The organism is Allobosea massiliensis (assembly GCF_042655245.1).
Taxonomy (GTDB): Bacteria; Pseudomonadota; Alphaproteobacteria; order Rhizobiales; family Beijerinckiaceae; genus Allobosea; species Allobosea massiliensis.
This window is the reverse complement of the sequence record NZ_JBHSLU010000039.1, coordinates 1-18,393: the sequence shown is the minus strand read 5'-3', so window position 1 is coordinate 18,393 and position 18,393 is coordinate 1. Positions and strand designations below refer to the sequence as shown.

General features: G+C 65.9%; 14 protein-coding genes and 1 tRNA gene. All 15 read left to right on the top strand.

What is annotated here, in order from left to right; all coding sequences use genetic code 11:
• The coding region (locus tag ACFPN9_RS13730; RefSeq protein ID WP_465247050.1) for an EF-Tu C-terminal domain-related protein at positions 1 to 122 on the top strand (122 nt) is incomplete at its 5' end.
• Positions 123 to 242: 120 nt separating this feature from the next.
• Positions 243 to 318 (top strand) — tRNA-Trp (locus ACFPN9_RS13725).
• 297 nt (positions 319 to 615) lie between these two features.
• Positions 616 to 810 (top strand): preprotein translocase subunit SecE, encoded by a 195-nt coding sequence (gene secE / locus ACFPN9_RS13720; protein ID WP_067987263.1) that lies wholly within the window; start codon positions 616 to 618, stop codon positions 808 to 810.
• A 14-nt stretch (positions 811 to 824) separates the two neighbouring features.
• Positions 825 to 1,358, top strand: a complete 534-nt coding sequence (gene nusG / locus ACFPN9_RS13715; protein ID WP_067987494.1) for a transcription termination/antitermination protein NusG — start codon at positions 825 to 827, stop codon at positions 1,356 to 1,358.
• A 103-nt stretch (positions 1,359 to 1,461) separates the two neighbouring features.
• A complete protein-coding gene (locus ACFPN9_RS13710) occupies positions 1,462 to 3,069 on the top strand; it encodes a methyl-accepting chemotaxis protein (RefSeq protein WP_068074932.1) in 1,608 nt (535 codons plus the stop codon).
• Between the two features lie 237 nt (positions 3,070 to 3,306).
• Positions 3,307 to 3,738: a 50S ribosomal protein L11 gene (rplK, locus tag ACFPN9_RS13705; RefSeq protein ID WP_067987269.1), complete on the top strand. Its 432-nt coding sequence runs from the start codon at positions 3,307 to 3,309 to the stop codon at positions 3,736 to 3,738.
• Between the two features lie 10 nt (positions 3,739 to 3,748).
• A complete protein-coding gene (gene rplA, locus ACFPN9_RS13700; RefSeq protein WP_068074935.1) occupies positions 3,749 to 4,447 on the top strand; it encodes a 50S ribosomal protein L1 in 699 nt (232 codons plus the stop codon).
• Between the two features lie 533 nt (positions 4,448 to 4,980).
• Entirely contained in the window at positions 4,981 to 5,496 is a 516-nt protein-coding gene (gene rplJ / locus ACFPN9_RS13695; protein WP_067987276.1) for a 50S ribosomal protein L10, read from the top strand.
• A gap of 56 nt (positions 5,497 to 5,552) precedes the next feature.
• Positions 5,553 to 5,936, top strand: a complete 384-nt coding sequence (rplL, locus tag ACFPN9_RS13690) for a 50S ribosomal protein L7/L12 (RefSeq protein WP_068074938.1) — start codon at positions 5,553 to 5,555, stop codon at positions 5,934 to 5,936.
• Positions 5,937 to 6,196: 260 nt separating this feature from the next.
• Positions 6,197 to 10,348: a DNA-directed RNA polymerase subunit beta gene (gene rpoB, locus ACFPN9_RS13685; RefSeq protein ID WP_068074941.1), complete on the top strand. Its 4,152-nt coding sequence runs from the start codon at positions 6,197 to 6,199 to the stop codon at positions 10,346 to 10,348.
• A gap of 128 nt (positions 10,349 to 10,476) precedes the next feature.
• Entirely contained in the window at positions 10,477 to 14,673 is a 4,197-nt protein-coding gene (rpoC, locus tag ACFPN9_RS13680; protein WP_068074944.1) for a DNA-directed RNA polymerase subunit beta', read from the top strand.
• 548 nt (positions 14,674 to 15,221) lie between these two features.
• Entirely contained in the window at positions 15,222 to 15,593 is a 372-nt protein-coding gene (rpsL, locus tag ACFPN9_RS13675; protein WP_067987295.1) for a 30S ribosomal protein S12, read from the top strand.
• A 70-nt stretch (positions 15,594 to 15,663) separates the two neighbouring features.
• The gene (gene rpsG, locus ACFPN9_RS13670) at positions 15,664 to 16,134 is read left to right on the top strand and encodes a 30S ribosomal protein S7 (protein WP_067987300.1); all 471 of its coding nucleotides are present in this window, start codon (positions 15,664 to 15,666) and stop codon (positions 16,132 to 16,134) included.
• A 35-nt stretch (positions 16,135 to 16,169) separates the two neighbouring features.
• A complete protein-coding gene (gene fusA / locus ACFPN9_RS13665) occupies positions 16,170 to 18,245 on the top strand; it encodes an elongation factor G (RefSeq protein WP_067987303.1) in 2,076 nt (691 codons plus the stop codon).
• A 48-nt stretch (positions 18,246 to 18,293) separates the two neighbouring features.
• The coding region (locus tag ACFPN9_RS13660) for a GTP-binding protein (RefSeq protein ID WP_156375624.1) at positions 18,294 to 18,393 on the top strand (100 nt) is incomplete at its 3' end.

Below are 18,393 nucleotides of genomic sequence, written 5' to 3'. Positions count from 1 at the left end.
ACAACATCGCCATGGAAGTGCACCTGATCGTGCCGATCGCGATGGAGGAGAAGCTGCGCTTCGCCATCCGCGAAGGCGGCCGCACCGTCGGCGCCGGCGTGGTGGCTTCGATCATCGCCTGATTAAAGCGATCAGCGACATGTGGAGGAGGGCGGTGGCGACACCGCCCTTTTTCTTTGCCGCGACCATGTCGATTTCGGCTTGAAATGTGCCGGCGCTTGGGGCACATGACGGGCCGCTACAGGGGTGTAGCTCAGTTGGTAGAGTACCGGTCTCCAAAACCGGGTGTCGCAGGTTCGAGCCCTGCCGCCCCTGCCAGTTCTCGCCGGTCGACCGCGGCGTGAACGTGCCGGCGCCCAGCGCCTTCGGTCGGTTTTCTCCAGAGGTAAGACGATGACTCCGCGCCCGACGGGCGCCTTCGTCCGGCGTCCGGCCGCCGCGGGAAGCCCCTGCCGAGGCCAGCCGGCAAAACCTCTTGGCGAACGCCTCCGCGCGTTGTAGAAGCCTTCTCACGACGGCGCGCGGCTCCCTGAGCCCCGCGCCGCGAATGTTTCAGGACGGCCGAATCGGCCCTGCGGCGGTGGCTGCCGGGCGGTCCGGAACCCGAGGTGACCCATGGCCAAGAGCAGCCCCTTCAGCTTCCTGCAGGACGTGCGCAACGAAGCGTCCAAGGTGACCTGGCCGTCGCGCCGCGAGACCCTCATCACCACCGGCCTCGTGCTGCTGATGGTCGTGGTGTCGTCGCTGTTCTTCCTCTTCACCGACACCATCATCCGCTGGTCGCTCGGCTTCATCCTCGGCGCCCGTTGAACGGAATCAAGAACGTGAGCACCCGCTGGTACATCGTCCACGCCTATTCGAACTTCGAGAACAAGGTCGCGCAGTCGATCCGCGACCAGGCCGCCCAGCGCAACCTGGCCGACAAGTTCGAAGAGGTGCTGGTCCCGACCGAGAAGGTCGTCGAGGTCCGCCGCGGCCGCAAGGTCGAGGCCGAGCGCAAGTTCTTCCCCGGCTATGTGCTGGTGAAGTGCGAGATGACCGACGAGGTCTATCACCTGATCAAGAACACGCCGAAGGTCACCGGCTTCCTCGGCGCCGACAAGGCGAAGCCGATGCCGATCCCCGAATCCGAAGCGATGCGGATCAAGGGTCAGGTCGCGGAAGGCGTCGAGCGGCCGAAGCCGACGATCGTCTTCGAGATCGGCGAGCAGGTGAAGGTCGCCGACGGCCCCTTCGCCTCGTTCAACGGCGTCGTCGAGGATGTCGACCATGGCCGTGCCCGCCTCAAGGTCGCGGTGTCGATCTTTGGCCGCGCCACGCCGGTCGAGCTCGAATACGGCCAGGTCGAGAAGCTCTGAGCTTTCGGGGACGTTACGGAGGCCCCCCTTCCGTGTGACGTTGCGTTAAGTGGCCCTTAAGGCGGTGTGACTACCGTCCTTCGCCACAAACGCGTGCGGTCTCATGGTGTTCAAGCGGTTCAGAGCGACGGTCGGCCAGCGCATGGCGCTGTGGAGCGTCGTGCTGGGCCTCGTGATCTCGCTCTTCGTCGCCAATGAGTTCGTCGCCTCCGAGCGCATGGACGACGTCGCGGCCCAGCTCTCCGGCAACGCCGAAGCCCTGCTTCGCACCGAAGAGGCCTCGGCCCTGTTCGAAAAGATTCATTCTCTCCATGTCGAGTCGCCGACGCGCGCCGAGGATTGGGCGCATGTCGAGGCGATGGCGAAGGCGATGGAGGCTGTCGCTGCCGTCACACGCGGCGAGGTGCGCGAGCGCGCGCTCGAGGCGGTTGCGCTTCTGGCCGATGTCCGCTCCGACCGCAGCAACACCTCGGCGCAGATGCTGATGCGGCAGTGGCCCACGGTGCATGAGAACATGCATCTCGCGCTCAACAAGGTGCTGGTCGAGATCAGCGCCCGACTCAGAGATCAGAAAACCGGTGCGGATTACCGCGAGAGCCTGCTCGGCGCCCTCTGCCTCGGGCTCGTGGCACTCATTGCAACGCTGGAGTATCGCTGGCTGGTACGCCCGATTATCGAGATGGTCCGCGTGATGCGGCAGGGAGAGGGCAGCGGCCGCCGAGCCTGGCTCGGCACCGTCGCTGCGCGCCGCGACGAGATCGGCGCCCTGGCGCGGGCCATCCTCGCGCATCTGCGTGCCCAGAAGGCCGCGGAGGAAGCCGCGACCCTGCAAATGGCGGCGATGACCGACGAGATCCGGCTGCGCGAGCGGGTCGAGGCACAGAACAAGGCCTTCCAGGACCAGATCGCCGCCATCGCCACGGCACTCGAGGCGCATGGACAGCGGATGTCGGAGGCCGCCCGGGAACTGGGCGGGTTGTCGACGGAGGTCGACCGGCGTGCCAACGCCGCCGCTTCTTCGACCCAGCGCGCCGCGTCGCATGTCGAGGATGTCGCAGCGACGATCGGCGAGGTCACGCATCTGCTGCGCGAGGCCGCCTGCGAGGCGAGGCGGAGCGCGCAGGTCAGCGTCGATGCCAAGGCGCTCGTGGGTGAGGCGAAAGCGGATACGGAGGCCCTGCGTGAGGCGGTGGCGACGATTTCCGGCATCATCGACATCATTTCCTCCGTGGCCAGCCAGACCAATCTGCTGGCGCTGAACGCGACGATCGAGGCGGCGCGTGCCGGCGAGAGCGGCCGGGGCTTCGCAGTCGTCGCCGCCGAGGTGAAGCAACTCTCCCAGCGTACCGCCCAGGCGACCTTCGAGGTCCAGGGCGGCCTGGACCTGATCCGGGTCGCGGCGGAGCGCATCACCACCCGCGTCGTGGCGCTGGTCGATTCGGTCGACGACGTCGAGGCAGCGGCGGATTCGATCGCGAGCCTGACGCAGCAGCAGGAGGGGCACTCGGCCTCGATCGGCGCCAGCACGGGCGAGACCGCAGGCGATGTCCGGCAGGTGGCGGAGCAGGTGGGCGAGGTGGCCCGGATGATGGAGCGGTGGCGCCAGACGGCCGACGCCGCCATGCTGGCCTCGGCCGACCTCGACAGTCAGGCGAGGGGCCTGCGCGACGTCGTCGACCGATTTTTCGCCGAGACGCGCGCGCGGGCGTGAAGTATCTCGCGGCCGTCCGCGAGTGACCGGGCAGGCCGCGCGGGCGAAAAGGACTTTCCCTCCGGCGGCTTCTGTGCCATAGGCCCGGCCTCACTTGCGTGGGAGGCATGCCGGTCGCCAGCCGGATCACCCTGCCGCACCACGCTCTGCAACCATCCCGACCCCGGGCGGATCCGATCCGCGGGCGGGACGTCGTCGTTCCGATCGGCATCGGGGCAGGCGGCAGGAGCAGCCATCATGGCGAAGAAGATCACGGGCTACGTGAAGCTTCAGGTTCCGGCGGGCGCGGCCAATCCGTCGCCGCCGATCGGCCCGGCGCTGGGTCAGCGCGGCCTCAACATCATGGAATTCTGCAAGGCCTTCAACGCGAAGACCGCGCAGATGGAGAAGGGCATGCCGATCCCGGTGATCATCACCGCGTATCAGGACCGCTCCTTCACCTTCGAGATGAAGCAGCCGCCGGTCTCGTACTGGCTGAAGAAGGCCGCCGGCCTGACCTCGGGTTCCAAGACCCCGGGCCGCGGCGGCAATGTCGGCAAGGTCACCGCCGCGCAGATCAACGAGATCGCCGAGAAGAAGATGGCCGATCTCAACTGCGACAGCGTCGAATCCGCAGCGTCCATGATCAAGGGCTCCGCCCGGTCGATGGGCCTGGAAGTCGTGGGCTGAGGGGGCGAAGATGGCACATATCGGAAAGCGCGTGGTCAAGGGCCGTGAAGGCATCGACCGCACCAAGCTCTACCCCCTGACCGAGGCCGTCGGCCTGGTGAAGGAGCGGGCGACCGCCAAGTTCGACGAGACCGTCGAGGTCTCGATGAATCTCGGTGTCGATCCGCGTCACGCCGACCAGATGGTCCGCGGCGTCTGCAACCTGCCGAACGGCTCGGGCCGCGTCCTGCGCGTCGCAGTTTTCGCGCGTGGCGCCAAGGCCGAGGAGGCCAAGAAGGCCGGTGCCGACATCGTCGGCGCGGAGGACCTGGTCGAGATCGTCCAGAAGGGCACGATCGACTTCGACCGCTGCATCGCCACCCCGGACATGATGCCGCTGGTCGGCCGTCTCGGTAAGGTGCTGGGCCCGCGCGGTCTGATGCCGAACCCGAAGGTCGGCACCGTCACCATGGACCTGACCACGGCGGTCGCGGCGTCCAAGGGCGGTTCGGTCGAGTTCCGCGTCGAGAAGGCCGGCATCGTGCACGCCGCCGTCGGCAAGGTCTCGTTCTCGGCCGAGAAGCTGGCCGAGAACATCAAGGCTTTCGCCGACTCGGTCGCCAAGGCCAAGCCGGCTGGCGCCAAGGGCACCTATATCCAGCGCGTCGCGATCTCCTCGACGATGGGTCCGGGCGTCAAGATCGAGCCGAATACGGTTCTCGGCGGCTGATGCCGCCCGCGCCGCGGCCGGCGTGCCGGCGCGGCGTTTCGGCTGCCGAAGGAGGCATCGGCGGAGGCTCCGCACGGAGATCCGCAGGATGCCCCTTGGCAGAGACGGGCGAAGGCGCTATGACGCCGGCCTGTTTCCATAAGTGATGTGGGCCTCGGCGTGCTCGTCGCGCAGGGGTTCGTTTCGCGTTTTTCGGCGGTTCGCCGCCGGAAGATGGGTGTTTGGGGTGCAGCGAGCGATCGCAGGACCCGAATCGCCCAGTCCTGTCTGAGACTGCAGGTGCTTCGAGGGCCCCGGCCCGAGGGCATAATTTCGCCAAGAGGCCTGCATAGACGGTGCAAGAACTCGAATGGCGCCGAAAGGCTCCGAAGACGGTTCGAACCATCTCGCCCGATCACGGCGTCCGCGCCGGAGAGGGGACAGGGCACTGAGCGTCGCTCCTTCGATGCGCCGGTGTCAACCGGGGCTCCCAGGAGCGGCAGTGCAACCGGCGGCGAACCCTCGCGGGCGCGCCGCCTACCGGAGAGAGCCCAGTGGATAAAGCGGCAAAGACAGATGCCGTCGCGACGCTGAACGAGGTGTTTTCGACCACCTCGGTCGTCGTCGTGGCCCACTATGCGGGCTTGACGGTGGCCCAGTTCCAGAAGCTTCGTCGCGAGATGAAGGCCAATGGCGCCACCGTGAAGGTCGCAAAGAACCGGCTGGCCAAGATCGCTCTTGAAGGCACCGACGTCGCGTCCATCAGCAAGCTGCTGACGGGTCCCACCCTGATCGCCTATTCCAGCGATCCGGTCGCGGCGCCGAAGGTCGCCACCGCCTTCGCCAAGGAGAACGACAAGCTCGTCATCCTCGGCGGCGCGATGGGCAAGACCGCCCTGAACCCCGATGGCGTCAAGGCTCTGGCCACGATGCCCTCGCTCGACGAACTGCGCGCCAAGCTGCTCGGCCTCATCCAGGCCCCGGCAACGAAGATCGCCCAGCTCTCGACCGCCCCGGCTGCCAAGCTGGCGCGCGTGTTCCAGGCATATGCCGACAAGGATGCGGCCTGATCCAGGCCCGTTACCCCTGATATCGTTCGAACCTCTTACCTATATAGGAGCCTACAATGGCTGATCTGACCAAGCTCGTCGACGAGCTCTCCTCGCTGACCGTCCTCGAGGCGGCCGACCTCGCCAAGATGCTCGAAGAGAAGTGGGGCGTCTCCGCCGCCGCCGCTGTCGCCGTGGCCGCCGGCCCGGCCGCCGGTGGCGCTGGCGCCGCCGCCGCCGCCGAGGAGCAGACCGAGTTCACCGTTGTCCTGGCCTCGGCCGGCGACAAGAAGATCGAGGTCATCAAGGAAGTCCGCGCCATCACCGGCCTGGGCCTGAAGGAGGCCAAGGACCTGGTTGAGGCTGCTCCGAAGCCGGTCAAGGAGTCGGTGGCCAAGGACGAGGCCGAGAAGCTCAAGAAGCAGCTCGAGGCCGTCGGCGCCAAGGTCGAGCTCAAGTGAGCAGGGCCGGCGTCTTGCCGGTCCGACCCTAGACGAGACCAGACAGTCCCGGGGCGGGCATCCGCCTCCGGGGCTGTCGCGTCGTTTCCGCGGTTTGATGCGGAAACGATCGAATGAGCGCCGATTGCAGCTTATGGTTGCGCAGGCGCGATGTGACGAAGTTGGCGGCGCGATGATGCGCCGAACGGCTCACCCGGCGGCCCGTCCGCCCGTTGCCCGGACCGCCGGGTGAGCCGTCCGTAGAGATTGCGAGGAACAAGATGGTCAATTCGCTCCAGGGCCGCAGACGCGTCCGCAAGTTCTTCGGGAAACTCAAGGAAGTGGCGCAGATGCCGAACCTCATCGAGGTTCAGAAGGCGTCCTACGACCAGTTCCTGATGGTGGACGAGCCCAAGGGCGGCCGTGGCGACGAGGGCCTGCAGTCGGTCTTCAAGTCGGTCTTCCCGATCGGCGATTTCTCGGGCGCCTCGCTGCTCGAATTCGTCAAGTACACCTTCGAGCCGCCGAAATACGACGTCGACGAGTGCCGCCAGCGCGGCATGACCTTCTCGGCGCCGCTGAAGGTGACTCTGCGCCTGATCGTGTTCGATATCGATCCCGACACCCAGGCCAAGTCGGTCAAGGACATCAAGGAGCAGGATGTCTACATGGGCGACATGCCGCTCATGACGGACAACGGCACCTTCATCGTCAACGGCACCGAGCGCGTCATCGTCTCGCAGATGCACCGTTCGCCGGGCGTGTTCTTCGACCACGACAAGGGCAAGACCCATTCCTCGGGCAAGCTGCTCTTCGCCGCGCGCATCATCCCCTATCGCGGCTCCTGGCTCGACATCGAGTTCGACGCCAAGGACATCGTCTATGCGCGCATCGACCGGAAGCGGAAGATCCCCGTCACGTCGCTGCTGTTCGCGCTGGGCATGGACGGCGAGGAGATCCTCAGCCGCTTCTACAACACGATCACCTACACCCGCGACGCCAAGGGCTGGCGCGTTCCCTACGACGCGGAGCGCATGAAGGGCTTCAAGGCGACCGTCGACCTGATCGACGCCGACACCGGCGAGGTCGTGGTCGAGGCCGGCAAGAAGCTCGTCGCCCGCACCGCCCGTCAGCTCGCCGAGAAGGGGCTGAAGTTCCTGCGCGCGACCGACGAGGATCTCGTCGGCCAGTACATCGCCGAGGATCTGGTCGACTTCCAGACCGGCGAAGTCCATGCCGAGGCCGGCGAAGAGCTGACCATGTCGGTCGACGCCAAGACCGGCGAGGCCAAGGGCAATCTCGTCGAGCTGATCAACAAGGGCTACACCGAGATCCCGGTGCTCGACATCGACCACATCACGGTCGGCCCCTACATCCGCAACACGCTCGCCGTGGACAAAAACTCGCGCCGCGAAGAGGCGCTGTTCGACATCTACCGCGTGATGCGCCCGGGCGAGCCGCCGACGCTCGAGACCGCCGAGAACATGTTCCAGTCGCTGTTCTTCGACGCGGAGCGTTACGACCTCTCGGCCGTCGGCCGCGTCAAGATGAACATGCGCCTCGACCTCGACGCCGAGGACACCGTGCGCATCCTGCGCAAGGAGGACATCTTCGCGGTCGTCAAGGCGCTGGTCGACCTGCGCGACGGCAAGGGCGAGATCGACGACATCGACCATCTCGGCAACCGCCGGGTGCGCTCGGTTGGCGAGCTGATGGAGAACCAGTACCGCCTCGGCCTGCTGCGTATGGAGCGCGCCATCAAGGAGCGCATGTCCTCGGTCGACATCGACACGGTGATGCCGCAGGACCTGATCAACGCCAAGCCGGCGGCTGCCGCCGTGCGCGAGTTCTTCGGCTCGTCGCAGCTCTCGCAGTTCATGGACCAGACGAACCCGCTCTCGGAAGTCACGCACAAGCGTCGTCTTTCGGCGCTTGGCCCGGGTGGTCTGACCCGCGAGCGCGCCGGCTTCGAGGTGCGCGACGTGCACCCGACGCATTACGGCCGCATCTGCCCGATCGAGACGCCGGAAGGCCCGAATATCGGCCTGATCAACTCGCTCGCCACCTTCGCGCGGGTGAACAAGTACGGCTTCATCGAGAGCCCCTACCGCCGCATCCGCGACGGCCGCCAGACCGACGAGATCATCTATCTCTCGGCGATGGAGGAGGCGAAGTACAACGTCGCCCAGGCCAATGCCGCCGTCGACAAGGATGGTCGCCTGACGGACGACCTGATCGTCTGCCGCCGGGCCGGCGAGGTCATCGTGACGCCGGTCGACAAGGTCGATTTCCAGGACGTCTCGCCGAAGCAGCTCGTCTCGGTCGCCGCGGCGCTGATCCCGTTCCTCGAGAACGACGACGCCAACCGCGCGCTGATGGGCTCGAACATGCAGCGCCAGGCGGTGCCGCTGGTTCGCGCCGATGCGCCCTTCGTCGGCACCGGCATGGAAGCGGTCGTCGCCCGTGACTCGGGCGCCGCCATCGCGGCCCGCCGCGCCGGCATCGTCGACCAGGTCGATGCGACGCGTATCGTCATCCGCGCTTCGGACGAGATGGATCCGACGAAGCCGGGCGTCGACATCTACCGGCTGCAGAAGTTCCAGCGTTCCAACCAGTCGACCTGCATCACGCAGCGGCCGCTGGTGCGCGTCGGGGACGTCATCAAGAAGGGTGACATCGTCGCGGACGGCCCGTCGACCGAGTTCGGCGAGCTCGCGCTCGGCCGCAACGTGCTCGTCGCGTTCATGCCGTGGAACGGCTACAACTTCGAGGACTCGATCCTGCTCTCGGAGAAGATCGTCTCGGAAGACGTCTTCACCTCGATCCATATCGAGGAGTTCGAGGTCATGGCCCGCGACACCAAGCTGGGCCCGGAGGAGATCACGCGCGACATTCCGAACGTCTCGGAAGAGGCGCTGAAGAATCTCGACGAGGCCGGCATCGTGTATATCGGCGCGGAAGTGGCGGCGGGCGACATCCTCGTCGGCAAGATCACGCCGAAGGGCGAAAGCCCGATGACGCCGGAAGAGAAGCTTCTGCGCGCCATCTTCGGCGAGAAGGCCTCCGACGTGCGCGACACCTCGCTGCGGGTACCGCCGGGCGTGCAGGGCACGATCGTCGAGGTGCGCGTGTTCAACCGCCATGGCGTCGACAAGGACGAGCGCGCCCAGGCGATCGAGCGCGAGGAGATCGAGCGTCTCGCCAAGGACCGCGACGACGAGCAGGCGATCCTGGACCGCAACACCTTTGCGCGTCTGGCCGACATCCTGACCGGCAAGGTCGGCCTCGCCGGTCCGAAGGGCTTCAAGAAGGACACGGTCATCACCCGCGAGGGCATGTCCGAGTTCCCGCGTTCGCAGTGGTGGCTGTTCGCCACGGCCGACGACGCCCTGATGACCGAAATCGAGGCGATGCGGAAGCAGTACGACGAGTCGAAGAAGCGCCTCGAGCAGCGCTTCCTCGACAAGGTCGAGAAGCTGCAGCGCGGCGACGAGCTGCCGCCCGGCGTCATGAAGATGGTCAAGGTCTTCGTCGCGGTGAAGCGCAAGATCCAGCCGGGCGACAAGATGGCCGGCCGCCATGGCAACAAGGGCGTGGTCTCGCGCATCGTGCCCGTGGAGGACATGCCGTTCCTCGAGGACGGCACCCATGCCGACATCGTGCTGAACCCGCTCGGCGTGCCCTCGCGCATGAATGTCGGGCAGATCCTGGAGACCCATCTGGGTTGGGCTGCTGCCGGTCTCGGCAAGCAGATCAGCGCCGCGCTCGACGCCTATCGCAAGGGCCACGACATCAAGGCGCTGCGGGCTTCGTTCGACGCCGTCTACGAGGACAACGAGATCATCGCCTCGATGGACGAGAACGAGCTGGTCGAGATGGGCCAGAACCTGCGCCGCGGCGTTCCGATCGCGACTCCGGTGTTCAACGGCGCCAAGGAGGCTGATATCGAGCGTCTGCTCGAGCAGGCGGGGCTGCATTCCTCGGGCCAGTCGACGCTCTATGACGGGCGCACCGGCGAGCCCTTCGATCGCAAGGTCACCGTCGGCTACATCTACATGCTGAAGCTGCACCACCTGGTCGACGACAAGATCCATGCGCGTTCGATCGGCCCGTACTCGCTCGTCACCCAGCAGCCGCTGGGCGGCAAGGCGCAGTTCGGCGGCCAGCGCTTCGGCGAGATGGAGGTGTGGGCGCTCGAAGCCTATGGCGCCGCCTACACGCTGCAGGAGATGCTGACGGTGAAGTCGGACGACGTCGCGGGCCGCACCAAGGTCTACGAGTCGATCGTGCGCGGCGAGGACAACTTCGAGGCGGGCATCCCCGAGAGCTTCAACGTTCTCGTCAAGGAAATGCGCTCGCTCGGCCTCAACGTCGAGCTGGTCAGCAACAAGGTGAAGCCGGGCGAGTTGCCGCCGGCCGAAGCGGCCGAGTGAGCCGCTGGGCGCGGCCCCGGGCCGCGCCGACCGACCGAAACAAGGCCTGTGGCACTCACGCCGCAGGCGGATGATGATCAAAGCCGGGCAGGGCGGTTTTCACCCCCGCCGGCGGCAGGAGATGGGCGATGAAGCAAGAGGTCATGAACCTTTTCGGCCAGCAGCCGGTGCAGCAGGCGTTCGACGCGATCAAGATCTCGATCGCGTCGCCCGAGAAGATCCTGTCCTGGTCCTATGGCGAGATCAAAAAGCCGGAGACCATCAACTACCGGACCTTCAAGCCGGAGCGTGACGGCCTGTTCTGCGCCCGCATCTTCGGGCCGATCAAGGACTACGAGTGCCTGTGCGGCAAGTACAAGCGCATGAAGTTCAAGGGCGTCATCTGCGAGAAGTGCGGCGTGGAAGTCACGCTCGCCCGGGTCCGGCGCGAGCGCATGGGCCATATCGAGCTGGCCGCCCCGGTCGCGCATATCTGGTTCCTGAAGTCGCTGCCTTCGCGCATCGGCCTGCTCATGGATATGCCGCTCAAGGACCTCGAGCGCATCCTCTATTTCGAGTCCTATGTGGTCATCGAGCCGGGCCTGACCCCGCTCAAGGACCGCCAGCTGCTCTCGGAAGAGGAGTATGTGCGCGCTCAGGAGGAGTACGGCGCGGACACCTTCACCGCCATGATCGGCGCGGAAGCGATCCGCGAGATGCTGCGCGCGCTCGACCTCGACCAGATCAACGCCGATCTCAAGCATGAGATCGCGACGACCACGTCGGAGCTGAAGCCGAAGAAGCTGATGAAGCGCCTCAAGATCATTGAGGCCTTCCAGCAGTCGGGCAACAAGCCGGAATGGATGGTCATGACCATCATCCCAGTGATCCCGCCGGATCTGCGCCCGCTCGTGCCGCTCGACGGCGGCCGCTTTGCGACCTCGGACCTGAACGACCTCTATCGCCGGGTCATCAACCGCAACAACCGCCTGAAGCGGCTGATCGAGCTGCGCGCGCCGGACATCATCATCCGCAACGAGAAGCGGATGCTGCAGGAGTCGGTCGATGCGCTGTTCGACAACGGCCGTCGCGGCCGCGTCATCACGGGTGCCAACAAGCGCCCGCTGAAGTCGCTCGCCGACATGCTGAAGGGCAAGCAGGGCCGCTTCCGCCAGAACCTGCTCGGCAAGCGCGTCGACTATTCGGGCCGCTCGGTCATCGTCGTCGGTCCGGAGCTCAAGCTGCACCAGTGCGGCCTGCCGAAGAAGATGGCGCTCGAGCTGTTCAAGCCGTTCATCTATGCGCGCCTCGACGCGAAGGGCTACTCGACCACGGTCAAGCAGGCCAAGAAGCTCGTCGAGAAGGAGAAGCCCGAGGTCTGGGATATCCTGGACGAGGTGATCCGCGAGCATCCGGTGATGCTGAACCGGGCGCCGACGCTGCACCGTCTCGGCATCCAGGCCTTCGAGCCGACGCTGATCGAGGGCAAGGCGATCCAGCTGCACCCGCTGGTCTGCGCCGCCTTCAACGCCGACTTCGACGGCGACCAGATGGCCGTGCACGTCCCGCTGTCGCTCGAGGCGCAGCTGGAAGCGCGCGTCCTGATGATGTCGACCAACAACATCCTGCATCCGGCGAACGGCCTGCCGATCATCGTGCCGTCGCAGGACATCGTGCTCGGGCTCTACTACCTCTCGATCGTCTCGGACGGCGAGCCGGGCCAGGGCAAGATCTTCGGTGACTTCGGCGAACTCGAATACGCGCTGCACGAGAAGGTCGTGACGCTGCATTCGAAGATCAAATACCGCTGGACCGGCATCGGCCAGGACGGCAAGCCCTACACCAAGATCTACGACACCACGCCCGGCCGCGTGATCCTCTCGACCGCGCTGCCGAAGCACCCGGCCATGACCTTCGACGTCATCAACAAGCTGATGACCAAGAAGGAGATCCAGGGGATGATCGACGCCGTCTATCGCGGCTGCGGCCAGAAGGAGTCGGTGATCTTCTGCGACCGCATCATGTCGCTGGGCTTCACCCACGCCTTCAAGGCGGGCATCTCCTTCGGCAAGGACGACATGGTCGTGCCGGAGAACAAGTGGGAGATCGTCGACACGACCCGCGCGCTCGCCAAGGATTACGAGCAGCAGTACCAGGACGGCCTGATCACCCAGGGCGAGAAGTACAACAAGGTCGTCGACGCCTGGGCGAAGTGCTCCGACAAGCTCGCCCAGGAGATGATGGCCCGCATCTCGACCGTGAAGAAGGACGAGCACGGCCGCGACAAGCCGATCAACTCGATCTACATGATGAGCCACTCGGGGGCGCGCGGTTCGCCGGCGCAGATGAAGCAGCTCGCGGCGATGCGCGGCCTGATGGCCAAGCCGTCGGGCGAGATCATTGAATCGCCCATCATCTCGAACTTCAAGGAAGGCCTGGACGTGCTCGAGTACTTCAACTCGACGCACGGCGCCCGGAAGGGTCTGGCCGACACCGCGCTCAAGACGGCGAATTCGGGTTACCTCACCCGCCGTCTCGTCGACGTGGCGCAGGATGCCATCATCTCCGAGACGGATTGCGGCTCGGATAACGGCATCAAGATGCGCGCCATCATCGATGCGGGCCAGGTCGTCGCCTCGCTCGGCATCCGCATCCTGGGTCGCTCCGCGGCCGAGGACGTGACGGATATCGACGGCAACGTCCTCGTCGCCAAGGGCACGATGATCGACGAGGCCCATATCGAGAAGATCAACGCCGCCGGCATCCAGGAGGTGAAGATCCGCTCGGTGCTGACCTGCGAGACCAAGAACGGCGTCTGCGCGACCTGCTACGGCCGCGACCTCGCTCGCGGTACGCCGGTCAACATGGGCGAGGCCGTCGGCGTCATCGCCGCGCAGTCGATCGGCGAGCCGGGTACCCAGCTCACCATGCGCACCTTCCACATCGGCGGCGCGGCCACCATCGCCGACCAGTCCTTCGTCGAGTCGAACTTCGAAGGCACGGTCAAGATGCGCAACCGCAACGTCGCGCGGAACTCGGATGGCGACCTGATCGCGATGGCGCGCAATATCGCCATCGTCATCGTCGGGCCGGACGGCGCCGAGCGGGCGGTCCATCGCGTCCAGTTCGGCTCGAAGCTGCGGGTCGACGAGGGCGACAAGGTCAAGCGCGGCCAGCGCCTGATCGAGTGGGATCCCTATTCCCGCCCGATCCTGGCCGAGGTCGACGGCACCGTCGGCTTCGAGGACCTGGTCGACGGCATGTCGATCACCGAGACGACCGACGAGGCGACCGGCATCTCCAAGCGCGTCGTCATCGACTGGCGCGGCTCGGCCCGTACGTCGGACCTGCGTCCGGCTCTGACGGTGCTCGGCCCCGACGGGAAGGTCGCGAAGCTGCCGCGCGGCGGTGAGGCCCGCTACATCCTGCCGGTCGAAGGCATCATCTCGGTGGAGCCGGGTGCCTCGATCAAGGCCGGCGACGTGCTGGCCCGCGTCTCGACCGACTCGGCCAAGACCCGCGACATCACCGGCGGTCTGCCGCGGGTGGCGGAGCTGTTCGAGGCGCGGCGTCCGAAGGATGCAGCGATCATCGCCGAGAAGTCCGGCGTCATCGGCTTCGGGAAGGACTACAAGAACAAGCGGCGCGTCACGCTCACCCCGCATGACGGCTCCGAGGTGCTCGAGTACCTGATCCCGAAGGGCAAGCACATCCATCTCCAGGACGGCGACGTCGTGGAGACGGGCGACTACATCCTCGACGGCAACCCGGCCCCGCACGACATCCTGGCGATCAAGGGTGTTGAGGAGTTGGCGGCTTATCTGGTGAACGAGATCCAGGAGGTCTATCGCCTTCAGGGCGTCGGCATCAACGACAAGCACATCGAGGTCATCGTCCGGCAGATGCTGCAGAAGGTCGAGATCACCGATGGCGGCGACACCGACATCCTGACCGGCGATCAGGTCGACCGGATCGAGCTGCAGGAGATCAACGCGAAGATGGCGGAAGAGGGCAAGAAGCCCGCATCCGGCGTCCCCGTGCTGCTCGGCATCACCAAGGCGAGCCTGCAGACCCGCTCCTTCATCTCGGCGGCGTCCTTCCAGGAGACCACCCGCGTCCTCACCGAGGCGGCGGTCAACGGCAAGTACGACACGCTGGAAGGCCTCAAGGAGAACGTCATCGTCGGCTCGCTGATCCCGGCCGGCACCGGCGCCCAGGTCGCCCGCATCAAGCAGGTGGCCACGCGTCGCGACGATCTCATCGTCGGCCAGAAGGCGGATGCGGCGGCCAAGGCCGCGGCTTCCGCCGCCAAGGCGGTCGAAGCGGCGCTCCCCGCGGCGGAGTGATCTGCGCTTCCGCGGACTCTCTTCCGCGGAACACCGCAACAGCTACGTCGAGCATCAGGGCCGCCCTTCGGGGCGGCCCTTTTTCATGGCGTTGGGGATCGCCGCGCGGGCAGGGGTTGTCAGCTACGCGGCCGCCGCGCTAGCCTCGGCCGCTCTCGATGACGCCACGCGGGCGCCCCGAGACCGTCACAGCCGGGTCGATCCCGTGTGAAAGCCGCCTCCGGCGCAGGTTTCGCGATAATCGGGCTTGACGCGAATCCATGCCCGAGTCATAAGCGCGCCACTGTCGGTGGTTGTCGGACACGTATGTCGCCTTAGCCTCTGTTGCTGGCGAATTTCGCGACCGAAACTCCACCGGAATTCCAGCGTCGATTGACGACATGGCAAGACGCATGAACGCGGAGTGATCCGTGTTCCTCTGCTGGCGAACGCGCCTGAGGCCTCCTTGCCGGGAGCCGATGGCGCGGCTTCGTTTGTGTCATGGCAACGGCCGGCCTGGAGAACGGATTTAGCGATTTCCAAACGCTCAGTGGGAGCGAGAGGCCAGAATGCCGACAATCAGCCAGCTCATTCGCAAGCCGCGTTCGCCGGTCAAGGCGCGCAACACCGCTCCGGCGCTCGAGGCCTGCCCGCAGAAGCGCGGCGTCTGCACGCGCGTCTATACGACGACCCCGAAGAAGCCGAACTCGGCGCTCCGCAAGGTCGCCAAGGTGCGCCTGACCAACGGCTTCGAGGTGATCGGCTACATCCCGGGCGAGGGCCACAACCTTCAGGAGCACTCCGTGGTGATGATCCGCGGCGGCCGCGTGAAGGACCTTCCCGGCGTGCGCTACCACATCCTGCGCGGCGTGCTCGACACCCAGGGCGTCAAGAACCGCAAGCAGCGTCGTTCGAAGTACGGCGCCAAGCGTCCGAAGTGAGTTCTGCCCGATCGGCCAGGCCTGCGCCCGGCCGGTTCGCAGCGTTGAAGATTTGACCGGAGACTAGACGATGTCCCGCCGCCATAGCGCCGAAAAGCGCGAGATCATTCCCGATCCGAAGTTCCACGACGTCGTCGTGACGAAGTTCATGAACTCGGTCATGTACGAGGGCAAGAAGTCGACCGCCGAGCGGATCGTCTACGGCGCCTTCGACATCATCGAGGCCAAGATGAAGAGCGATCCGCTCGCCGTCTTCAAGAGCGCGCTCGAGAACGTCGCTCCGGCGATCGAGGTCCGGTCCCGCCGCGTCGGCGGTGCGACCTATCAGGTTCCGGTCGAGGTTCGCGCCGAGCGCCGTCAGGCGCTGGCGATCCGCTGGCTGATCTCGGCCGCCCGCGGCCGCAACGACAAGACGATGGTCGAGCGTCTCTCTTCGGAGCTGATGGATGCGGCCAGCAACCGCGGCAACGCGGTCAAGAAGCGCGAAGACACGCACCGGATGGCGGAAGCCAACCGCGCCTTCTCGCACTATCGCTGGTAAGCGTCGGCAACCCCCGGCAAGACGAAAGCATTCCCATGGCCCGCTCTCATCCCATCGACCGCTACCGCAACTTCGGCATCATGGCCCACATCGATGCGGGCAAGACGACGACGACCGAGCGCATCCTGTTTTACACGGGCAAGTCGCATAAGATCGGCGAAGTCCATGACGGCGCCGCGACCATGGACTGGATGACGCAGGAGCAGGAGCGTGGCATCACGATCACCTCCGCCGCGACGACCTGCTTCTGGCGCGACATGCGCCTGAACATCATCGACACCCCCGGCCACGTCGACTTCACCATCGAGGTCGAGCGTTCGCTGCGCGTGCTCGACGGCGCCGTCTGCGTGCTCGACGGCAACCAGGGCGTCGAGCCCCAGACCGAGACCGTCTGGCGCCAGGCCGACAAGTATGACGTTCCGCGCGTCGTCTTCGTCAACAAGATGGACAAGATCGGCGCCGATTTCTATCGCTGCGTCCAGGACATCATCGACCGCGTCGCCGGCAAGCCGGTCTGCCTGCAGATCCCGATCGGTTCGGAGTCGAACTTCGCCGGTGTGATCGACCTCATCAAGATGAAGGCGATCGTCTGGGACGGCGAGGCGCTCGGCGCCTCCTTCTCCGAGCAGGAGATCCCGGCCGATCTCGCCGACAAGGCTGCCGAGTATCGCTCGAAGCTGGTCGAGGCCGCCGTCGAGATGGACGACGCCGCGATGGAGGCCTATCTTGAGGGCACCGAGCCGGACGCCGACACGCTGCGCAAGCTCGTGCGCACCGCTGTGCAGCGCCGCGCCTTCCACCCGGTCCTCTGCGGCTCGGCCTTCAAGAACAAGGGCGTGCAGCCCCTGCTCGACGCCGTCGTCGACTTCCTGCCGTCGCCGATCGATCGCGGCGCGGTCGAAGGCATCGACTTCAAGACGGAAGAGCCGACCACCCGCAAGCCGTCGGACGAAGATCCGTTCTCCATGCTCGCCTTCAAGATCATGGACGACCCCTTCGTCGGCACCATCACCTTCTGCCGCGTCTATTCGGGCAAGGTCGAGGCCGGCCAGGGCGTGATCAACTCGACGCGCGACAAGAAGGAGCGCGTCGGCCGCATGCTGCTGATGCACGCGAACAACCGCGAGGACATCAAGGAGGCCTATGCCGGTGACATCGTCGCCCTGGCCGGCCTGAAGGACGTCCGCACCGGCGATACGCTGTGCGATCCCGCCAATGCGGTGATCCTGGAGCGCATGGAGTTCCCCGAGCCGGTCATCACGATCGCGATCGAGCCGAAGTCCAAGGCCGACCAGGAGAAGCTGGGCCTCGCCTTGTCGAAGCTCGCCAACGAGGATCCCTCGTTCCGCGTCTCGACGGACCAGGAGAGCGGCCAGACCATCCTGAAGGGCATGGGCGAGCTCCATCTCGACATCAAGGTCGACATCCTGCGCCGGACCTACAAGGTGGACGCCAATATCGGCGCGCCGCAGGTGGCCTATCGCGAGACGATCACCAAGAAGGCCGAGATCGACTACACCCACAAGAAGCAGACCGGCGGTACCGGCCAGTTCGCCCGCGTCAAGCTGGTGGTCGAGCCGAACGAGACCGGCAAGGGCTTCGAGTTCGAGTCGAAGATCATCGGCGGCGCGGTGCCGAAGGAGTACATCCCCGGCGTCGAGAAGGGCCTGCAGTCGGTCATCTCGTCGGGCGTGCTCGCCGGCTTCCCGGTCGTGGACGTCAAGGTCTCGCTGGTGGACGGCGCCTTCCACGAGGTCGACTCGTCGGCTCTGGCCTTCGAAATCGCCTCGCGCGCCGGTCTTCGCGAAGGTCTGCAGAAGGGCGGCTCCGTGCTGCTCGAGCCGATCATGAAGGTCGAGGTCGTGACCCCGGAAGACTACACCGGCTCGGTCATCGGCGACCTGAACTCGCGTCGCGGCCAGATCCAGGGTCAGGACATGCGCGGCAACGCGGTCGTCATCAACGCGATGGTGCCGCTGGCGAACATGTTCGGCTACGTGAACCAGCTCCGCTCGTTCTCGCAGGGCCGCGCCAACTACACCATGCAGTTCGACCACTACGAGCAGGTCCCGTCGGCGGTCGCCGCCGAGGTCCAGGCCAAGTACGCCTGATCGCACGACCTGCTGACACGCAACAACGATTGATTGACGGAGGCTACGATGGCCAAAGAGAAATTCGCTCGCACGAAGCCGCACTGCAACATTGGAACGATTGGTCACGTCGACCATGGCAAGACGTCTTTGACGGCTGCGATCACGA

Bases quoted from the DNA above. Each gene is read 5' to 3' on its own strand.
- secE (WP_067987263.1), top strand. From the start codon at position 616: ATGGCCAAGAGCAGCCCCTTCAGCTTCCTGCAGGACGTGCGCAACGAA.
- ACFPN9_RS13710 (WP_068074932.1), top strand. From the start codon at position 1,462: ATGGTGTTCAAGCGGTTCAGAGCGACGGTCGGCCAGCGCATGGCGCTG.
- rplK (WP_067987269.1), top strand. From the start codon at position 3,307: ATGGCGAAGAAGATCACGGGCTACGTGAAGCTTCAGGTTCCGGCGGGC.
- rplA (WP_068074935.1), top strand. From the start codon at position 3,749: ATGGCACATATCGGAAAGCGCGTGGTCAAGGGCCGTGAAGGCATCGAC.
- rplL (WP_068074938.1), top strand. From the start codon at position 5,553: ATGGCTGATCTGACCAAGCTCGTCGACGAGCTCTCCTCGCTGACCGTC.
- rpoB (WP_068074941.1), top strand. From the start codon at position 6,197: ATGGTCAATTCGCTCCAGGGCCGCAGACGCGTCCGCAAGTTCTTCGGG.
- rpoC (WP_068074944.1), top strand. From the start codon at position 10,477: ATGAAGCAAGAGGTCATGAACCTTTTCGGCCAGCAGCCGGTGCAGCAG.
- rpsL (WP_067987295.1), top strand. From the start codon at position 15,222: ATGCCGACAATCAGCCAGCTCATTCGCAAGCCGCGTTCGCCGGTCAAG.
- rpsG (WP_067987300.1), top strand. From the start codon at position 15,664: ATGTCCCGCCGCCATAGCGCCGAAAAGCGCGAGATCATTCCCGATCCG.
- fusA (WP_067987303.1), top strand. From the start codon at position 16,170: ATGGCCCGCTCTCATCCCATCGACCGCTACCGCAACTTCGGCATCATG.